The sequence below is a fragment of the Capsulimonas sp. genome (assembly GCF_039929585.1).
Classification (GTDB): Bacteria; Armatimonadota; Armatimonadia; order Armatimonadales; family Capsulimonadaceae; genus Capsulimonas.
In genome coordinates this window covers 1-7,914 of sequence record NZ_JBDSQY010000089.1, presented here as the reverse complement: position 1 = coordinate 7,914, position 7,914 = coordinate 1, and the positions used below count along the sequence as shown (strand labels likewise).

At 59.2% G+C, this 7,914-nt stretch carries 9 protein-coding genes; 7 read left to right on the top strand and 2 right to left on the bottom strand.

The genetic code is table 11. The features are described from left to right. Nucleotides 1-334: hypothetical protein (locus ABIZ35_RS06280; protein ID WP_348219024.1), on the top strand; the 334-nt coding region annotated here is incomplete at its 5' end. A 13-nt stretch (nucleotides 335-347) separates the two neighbouring features. On the opposite strand, the gene ABIZ35_RS06275 is transcribed toward ABIZ35_RS06280, so the two are convergent. Then, on the bottom strand, nucleotides 348-1,121 hold the full coding sequence (locus ABIZ35_RS06275; RefSeq protein ID WP_348219023.1) for a sugar phosphate isomerase/epimerase family protein: 774 nt from the start codon (nucleotides 1,119-1,121) through the stop codon (nucleotides 348-350). 251 nt (nucleotides 1,122-1,372) lie between these two features. Between ABIZ35_RS06275 and phoU the strand changes: the two genes are divergently transcribed. From phoU to proC, 4 genes are all read left to right on the top strand, one after another. After that, nucleotides 1,373-2,068 (top strand): phosphate signaling complex protein PhoU, encoded by a 696-nt coding sequence (gene phoU, locus ABIZ35_RS06270; RefSeq protein ID WP_348219022.1) that lies wholly within the window; start codon nucleotides 1,373-1,375, stop codon nucleotides 2,066-2,068. Next, nucleotides 2,065-2,748, top strand: a complete 684-nt coding sequence (locus ABIZ35_RS06265; RefSeq protein ID WP_348219021.1) for a YggS family pyridoxal phosphate-dependent enzyme — start codon at nucleotides 2,065-2,067, stop codon at nucleotides 2,746-2,748. Before phoU ends, ABIZ35_RS06265 begins: the two co-directional genes overlap by 4 nt. A 66-nt stretch (nucleotides 2,749-2,814) precedes the next feature. Beyond that, a complete protein-coding gene (locus tag ABIZ35_RS06260; protein WP_348219020.1) occupies nucleotides 2,815-3,315 on the top strand; it encodes a cell division protein SepF in 501 nt (166 codons plus the stop codon). Nucleotides 3,316-3,326: 11 nt separating this feature from the next. Next, nucleotides 3,327-4,142 (top strand): pyrroline-5-carboxylate reductase, encoded by an 816-nt coding sequence (gene proC, locus ABIZ35_RS06255; protein ID WP_348219019.1) that lies wholly within the window; start codon nucleotides 3,327-3,329, stop codon nucleotides 4,140-4,142. A 161-nt stretch (nucleotides 4,143-4,303) separates the two neighbouring features. Here the strand turns inward: proC and ABIZ35_RS06250 are convergent, their stop codons facing one another. After that, nucleotides 4,304-5,185, bottom strand: a complete 882-nt coding sequence (locus ABIZ35_RS06250; protein WP_348219018.1) for a PhzF family phenazine biosynthesis protein — start codon at nucleotides 5,183-5,185, stop codon at nucleotides 4,304-4,306. Between the two features lie 139 nt (nucleotides 5,186-5,324). Between ABIZ35_RS06250 and ABIZ35_RS06245 the strand changes: the two genes are divergently transcribed. After that, entirely contained in the window at nucleotides 5,325-5,915 is a 591-nt protein-coding gene (locus ABIZ35_RS06245; protein ID WP_348219017.1) for a TetR/AcrR family transcriptional regulator, read from the top strand. A gap of 77 nt (nucleotides 5,916-5,992) precedes the next feature. Then, nucleotides 5,993-7,708: a TolC family protein gene (locus tag ABIZ35_RS06240; RefSeq protein ID WP_348219016.1), complete on the top strand. Its 1,716-nt coding sequence runs from the start codon at nucleotides 5,993-5,995 to the stop codon at nucleotides 7,706-7,708. Nucleotides 7,709-7,914 lie beyond the last annotated feature (206 nt).

The window sequence follows — 7,914 nt, the reverse complement described above, 5'->3', positions numbered from 1 at the left end:
GGAACATCCCAAGACGACGTCTTCCCTCGTGCGTGAAGGCCTGTTCGGTCCGGCGCTGTGGATCGCCCGGGGCGACGCCAAAAACTACCTTGGAATATGGCGTACAAACAAATACCCATTGTGCGCCGGCGTGATCGGCGCTCAAGAGCCGCGTGAATGGTGGGCGCTCCGATTGCCGGGCGTCGCCCGTCTCGTTGTGGACGGCGATCCCAGCATCGAGGATATCTTTGAGCCCTGGGGCGGGTATCTGGGCAGCGGCTCCAATCCTGTCGGCAATTGGAAGTCCAAATATCAGAGAAACCTGCAAATCGATTCTCCCATCCGGCGCTCTTGACTCCCCAGCATTCTCAAGCGCTTGCCCAAGCTTCCTCCAGCACAGCCCGGGCAGCCGCTCCCTGCTCCGCCACACTTCGCCACTGCGCTTCCACGGAGATCAATCCGTCATACCCTGCTCGCTTCAGAACTTGAAAATACTTTGTGAGCAAAGCAAGGTCACCGTCCTGTGGCGCCTGCCGCTCTGTGGCGCTGCTGACATGGACGTGCATGAGCACATCGTGCGCTTCCAGGGTCTCTTCAAACGTTTGGCTATCCATGAGGATATGGTAGAGGTCGCTGACAACGCCGACAGAGGGGCTGCCGCAGCGCCGGGCAAACTCGGCGGCCTCCGCGACGCTGTTTACGAAATTGCACTCACGCAAGTTCAAAGCTTCGATTGCGAGGCGAACGCCGAAGCGTTCACTCGCCGCCGCGCACAATTTCAGACATTCGCTCAGCTGGCGCTCTGCTTCAAAGCGTGGAAAGCCGTCAGGGATGCGGCGCGCTCCGCCGCTGCCCAGAACGATCACTCTGGCTCCGGCCAGGCTGGCGCGCCGGAAGGCTTCCTGGACATAATGCTCCAAGCGAGGACGGTCGATTGTCTCTCCAACGATTTTCAAGTCAGCTGGCAGGAACAAGTTGAATGCTAGCGCTGGCAAACCTGAATGCGCCTGCAACACCGGCAGAACATCGGCAGCCGGATCCTCGGGTTTGAGGGCGCTGACGACCGCCGGCTCGAGGTAGTCAAATCCAGCTTTGGCGACCTCCTCGATTTCATCCAATCCCATGCATACTCCAAATTTCATAACGCCTCCAAGTTTAAGTATGATCAACTATTAACGAATAAACTAAACATCGGACTTATACACCGAATCGATGGCTTTACATGAAGCAATTCACACTCACGCGCAGTTATGCACAATTCCTTGACAAATAATTATGCAAAATTGCTTGTCAAACGTGTTCCACTGTGATATAATAGCACATCGTCCCTTCGCGTGGTTTGGCTGATGGACATACTCGACCGGATCGTCGCGGAAGGATCAGGATTCGCGGAATGCAAACGACCAGACAGACGTATCATGAAGAACTTGGCGGTCTTGAGCGACAGTTATTGGAAATGGGCACGCTCGCCATCGATATGGTGACGGAGGCGGTCGATTCGCTCAAGCACGGGGACCTCTCACTTGCCGAAAAGGTGATCGCCAACGACGACGCCGTGGATGCGATGGACCAGCAGATCGAAGCGTTCTGCATGCGGCTACTCGCCTTGCAGCAGCCAATGGCGAAGGACCTGCGCAAAATCGGCACGGCGATGAAAGTGATTACGGACCTCGAACGCATCGGCGACCACGCCGTGGATATCGCCAAGATCTCGCGAAAGATGGTCCATCAGTATTTCATTTCGAAGCCGCTCGTCGATATCAGCGCGCTCGGCGAGATGACGACCAATATGCTGCGCAACAGCCTGGAAGCGCTCGTGCGGCACGACATACAGCTGGCGAAGCAGATCTGCGTGGACGACGACCGGGTGGACGATGAGTTCAAGGCGCTGCGCGAGCAGCTTCTAAGCCCCAACAGCGAAGAGATTTCGCGCACCGCCGCATCCGCATACATGCTGCTCGCAGTCGTCGCTTTGGAGCGGATCGCCGATCATGCGACGAACATCGCCGAACGAGTCTACTACATTGAGACCGGTCATATGGAGCACTTGACCCGCCCTGAGGGCAGCCGGCCGCAGAGCGACGAATGAGCGCAATCGCGGATAACGTCGCCGCCATGCGGGACAAGATCGCAGACGCGGCGCGGCGCGCGGGACGCAGTCCGGAAGAGATCGTTCTGGTCGGCGTGTCCAAGCGGCAAGAGATCGTTGCCGTTCAGGAAGCAATCGCCGCTGGAATTACGGACATCGGCGAGAATTACGTTCAGGAAGCGGCGGGAAAACGACAGGCAGCGCGCGATCTTGGCCTTCATGATGCGCGCTGGCACTTGATCGGTCACCTGCAGCGAAACAAAGCGCGGGAAGCCGCCGAGATTTTCGATACGGTACAAACGGTGGACAGCATCAAGCTGGCCCTGTCGCTGGCGAAACAAGCGGAGCTCCAGGAGCGAACACTGGACGTTCTCATCGAAGTGCATTTGGGCGAGGAAGAAACAAAGGCTGGGATCGCGCCGGAGCAGGCGCTCGATCTCGCCGCGGAAGTGAGCGCAATCCCTCATCTTTCGCTGGGAGGCTTGATGGCGATCGCGCCACTGGACGTCGATCCCCGCCCCTACTTTCGGCAATTGCGCGGATTGTTCAACGCACTGCCGGAGCCAAACCGCAGGATTTTGTCCATGGGGATGTCCTCGGATTACGAGACGGCGATCGAAGAAGGAACCACCATGGTTCGCATCGGGACGGCGATATTTGGGCGGCGAGCCCAGCAATAATCTTATTCGACAAACAGACAGCGCATATCAAAGAACGACAGACGATTAAACGGAGGAGCAAGCATCATGAGCCAGCATGCCGAAGTGGAAGATTTTGACAACCCGAGACCTCGCAATGGATTCCTGTCGCGAATCCGTGACCGCGTCATGGGACACGACGACTACGATGACGATGAGGACGATGTGGTGGAGACGCCGTCGACGCCCAATACCGCCGCTCGTAATGGAGGATCGGTGAGCCCGATGCGCCGACAGACAACCCTGCGTATGGACCACGCCCGCCGCACACACGTCACGGTCCGCCGCGCCGTGCAGAGCTTCGACGACGCCCGCCGCGCCGCCGACGGCCTTAAGGAAGGCCAGCAGCAGATCGTGAACCTGGAACAGACGCCCGCCGACATGGCGGAGCGGATCATCGACTTCCTTAACGGCTCCACCTATGCGCTGGACGGAAGTGTCGAAAAGATCGGCGAACAGGTATACTTATTCACGCCGAGCACAGTCACAATCGACGTGGAAGATAAACCGGCGCCCGGAACAAGAACATCGTTTCTCGACCGGTCTTAACAGACACTTTTATGCTTCGTGAAAAAAACCTAGCCGTCATCGGCTCCGGAATGATGGGCGGCGCTCTCGCCTGCGGTTTAGCGCAGGCGGGGGCGATGCTCCCGAGCCGTATCCTTCTTTACGATACCGACGCCCACAAAGCTCGCGAGCTTGCCGCGAAAGTCGGCGAAGGCGCGTATGTGGCAGAATCGCTGATCGCCGCCGTTCAAGGCGCCGATCTGATCCTGCTGGCCGTCAAGCCCGCCATCATCCCCGACGTGCTCACTGCCCTCACCCAGACGATTTCTCCATCCCAGCTTGTACTTTCCATCGCCGCAGGCATCCGTGTGGAAACGATGGAAGCCCTGGTTGCGCCTGGCGTTCCGATCATCCGCGCCATGCCGAACACCCCCTGCCTGGTCGGCGAAGGCGCCACCGCTGTCTGCCGGGGAACAAGCGCCACGGAAGATCATCTCAAGATTGCCCTCAGTTTGTTTAGCTCCGTCGGACTGACGGTTGAAGTGACCGAGCGCCTGATGGACGCCGTCACCGGCGTCTCCGGCTCCGGTCCCGCCTACGTTTATCTCATGATCGAGGCCCTCACCGACGGCGGCGTCAAAGCCGGCCTCTCGCGCCCCACCGCGCGCGCCCTCGCCGCGCAAACCGTGATGGGCTCCGCCAAGATGGTTCTCGAAACCGGCGAGCATCCTATGCAGCTTAAGGACAACGTCACCACCCCTGGCGGCACCACCATCGCCGCTGTCGCAGCCCTCGAACGCGGCGGCTTCCGCATCGCCGTCATCGACGCCGTCGAAGCCGCCGCCAAGCGATCGAGCGAGCTGTCGTAGATTCTCAGGATCGCCCCTCCGCCCCAATTCGTGTGGGTGTTTGGCCCCTCCGCCCCAATTCTGGGGGACCGGAAAATGCCGTAGTCCGAAATCGGGTCCCCCAGAATTGGGGCGGAGGGGCGATCCTAATTCAGTAGGCGAAAGCAGAGTGTGTCCTCACCCTACACCCACAACTCCCCACGCGCAAAAATCGTCCCCTGCCCGCTCACACCTACACGCTCTCCATCACATTCCACACGCAGGCGTCCCGTGCGTGTCTGACGATTTCCCTGCCAGATGGATATCGTTCCAGGCTCCGCAAGACTATGCTTCACTAAATATGCGCCAAACGCGCCGCTCGCCGATCCTGTCGCCGGGTCTTCCGGCAGTCCCGCCCCCGGACAAAAGCAGCGCGTGCGGATTTCACCGGCGTTCAGCGTAAGATCGGACTGCGCCCAGCAGTAGAGCCCAACAGGGTTTCCGGGCAGCGCCGCGAGAAATTCGGCAAGCCGCTCAGTCCCCTCGCCCAGCGCATCCAAAACCGTTTGGTCCTGAACTGCCGCAATCAAGAATGGCGTGCCGGTGGAGACGACCTGCGGCGGCAGCCCCACCAGCATAGTACTATCAATACCTAAAACATCCGCCAGCGGATCCGGGTCGGTCGACTCCCCGAAGCTCGGCGGGGCTTGAGACATTCGGATCCAGCCTTCTTCCCCATGCTCCAATATCAGCACACCGACATCGGTCTGGATTCGCAGCGCTCCTCCGACGGGTAATTCGCCTCTTTGGGCCAGCACTGCGCCCAGAGCGATGGTGTCGTGGCCGCACAGCGGTATCCGAGTCACACCCGTGCAGTAAACAACATCGTAGTCATATTCATTGCTGTCCGAAGGCGCGGCGAAGGCGCTTTCTAACTGCAACTCGCCGGCGATGCGCAGCATCGTTTCTTCGGGCGGCAGTTCGCGCGCCAGGATCACTCCAGCGGGATTGCCCTGAAACCGCTCAGTGGTAAAAGAGTCGACATGGTAATACTCGCATGAGCTGAGTTCCTGACGGATCGTCATTGCTTATCCTCGCTTTCACTCTCATCCAAAAAAACTTTGTATAAAATTTATGATACCAGCTTGACAAGCGCGTTCAGGCAAGGGTATATAAATGACCAGAGTAGTATTCCAGTCACCAGTCAGTAGGAGCGTGGTAGTTATGGCGCGTGTACAGCAAGCCGATATTCGGCATAAAATTCTAGAAGCAGCGTCTGAACGGCTTTGGCATTACGGCTTCAAGAAGACAACCATCGACGAAATCGCCGCCGACGCCGGCGTCGGCAAAGGGACCGTCTATCTTTACTTCGACAGTAAAGAAGATATCGCTTTGACAATAGTTGCGCAGTTCAAAGAAAATTGTTTGGGTAAGATGCAAGGGGTCGTGCAGAACACAGAGATGACTCCGGCCGAGAAATTGAAAGAGATGCTGATCCTCCCCATGGTGGATACGCACAACATTTGCATCCAGTCGCCGCATTCGCAGGAGATGGTGGCCGCCGTGCGTCCTCATATTCAGGCCCGGATGCGACCGTATATCGAACAGGAACGGGAGCTGATCGCCCAGGTACTTGAAGAAGGGAACCGCAAGGACGTTTTTGACGTTCCGGACACAATAACCGCCGCGCGATCCTTGAAGTACATGGTCTCGGGATTTTGGCCTCCCTTCCCCTGCGTTTCGGATTTGGAAGAAAAGAAGCATGAGCTGGGGTTGATCGTGGACCTCGTCGTGCGCGGTCTGCGCAAGCGGTAAGACGCGCTTCGCATCATAAGTATTGTAAAAGGCAGAGTTTAATGGCAAATGCACAGACAAGGTTGAAAAAAGTATTGATGAGTGAGATCGCCGCCGCAGTTCTGGGCGTCTCCGTCATCACCGGCGGCTCGGCCGCATGGGCTCAGCAGGGCAATGGCGCGGGAAATGCGGGCGGCAACGCTGGAGCAGCCGCCGGCAATGGCGCGGGAAACGGCGCCGGAGCAGCAGCGCCGGGAGCAAATGCAGGCAGCGCCGGCGCGGCGGGCGCCGGAGTTTCCGGAGCGCCCGGATCCAACACCGGATCTGCCGGTGAGGGCGCCGCGAACGGACCTGCGGCGACGAACTCTCCCAATGCGGGAACGGCCCCAACCAACGCAACAGGAGTGACGGGAGCCAACGGCGCCGCGCCCGGGCTGGCTGGGGATAACACAACGCAGGGCGCCACTGGGTCCACCATCACTGGAGTCAAAGGAACGACCTGGGATCTGCGTAAGACGATCGCTGCGGCGTTTGAAAGCAGCAGCGACTTGCAGATCGCCCGGCGCAACGTCGAAATCGATCAAAAGCGCGCGAATCAGGCGGCCGATGCCGGAAAGCCGAACATCGAAGGGCGCGCTTCGGCGACCAAGTTCGATCAGGCCACCAAAGTGGCGATTGGCGGCAGTGCGCCCGTCCAGGTTCTCGGTACGCATACGGAGACGCTGGAGCTAGGGATTTCCCAGCGCATCGACTTGACGGGACAAATCAAGGCGGCGACAGATCAGGCGACGCTGCAAAAGCTTTCCGATCAGTTCCAAGTACAGCGCATCCGCAACGACCGCTCGCTTCGCGCCGATACGATCTATTACAATCTGCTGCGCGCCCAGCATCAACTGCAAGTCGCTCAGGCGAACCTCGCCACGGCGCTGGAGCAGCAGCGGATCGCCCAGCAGATGAACGCCCAGCAAGTCGGCCAAAAAGTCGATGTGCTGCGCGCCAATACGCAGGTGGCGAACGCGCAGACGGAGCTGCGGCGCGCACAGAATAATGCCGGCATCGCCCGCACCAACTTTAACGACCTTGTCGGCCAGCCGGCAAATACGGAAATTGTGCTCGATGACCTGACGGGCGTGACCGTCGGCGGCCCGGCGGGAACTACGGCCACGGAAGCAACGCCAGTAGAGGAAACTCCTCTCTTCGCCTCGCCGACAGCGGAAGTCACATCGATCGATATCGCGAAGGATCTTCAGGAGGCCTACGACCGGCGTCCGGAAGTCCTGGCGCAGCAGGTCAATGTCCAGGTTGCGGAAAAAGGAATCAAGCTGGCGCATGCGGGACTGGAGCCGGAACTTCGGCTGAACGCGTCCGGGGACTACTATCCCACGACATCGTTCCAAACGCCGCGCCAGCGCACGGCGGCGATCACCGCCTCGATCACACTGCCACTTTATGATGGCGGCTTGACCCGTGACCGGGTTTCGGAAGCGAAACTGCGTACGGAGAACGCCAAAACAACGCTGGAGTCGCTGAAATCGGATGTCAGTCTGGACATCAATCAAGCGTACCTTAATCTTACGACCGCCGCCAGCCAGATCGACAATGCAAACACCGCGTTGCAGCAGGCGGTCAAGACGCGGGACCTGGCGCTTCTGCGCTACCGAGGCGGCGTCGCGCTTTATTTGGAAGTCACGGATGCTCAGGCCGCGCTCCAGGCGGCGGAAAACAATCAAATCAACGCAGTCTACGACTACCAAGTCGCACAGGCTCAGTACCGGCATGCCCTCGGCCTCGCCGACGGCGGCCTGACTCAGTAATTATCGAGACCAAAAGCGGACTCAATCGGATAGAGACGGGAAGGACATCACAGTGGCAGAACAGGTAACACAAACAGCTGGGACCGCCCCTCGAACGGAGCGAGCTCCCGAAGTACCGGCCGCCGGGAACAACGGCGCCTCAAACGGAACGAGCGCCCCTCCAGGGCCGCCGCCGACCAATACGGAAGACACGGAAAAGAAAGCGC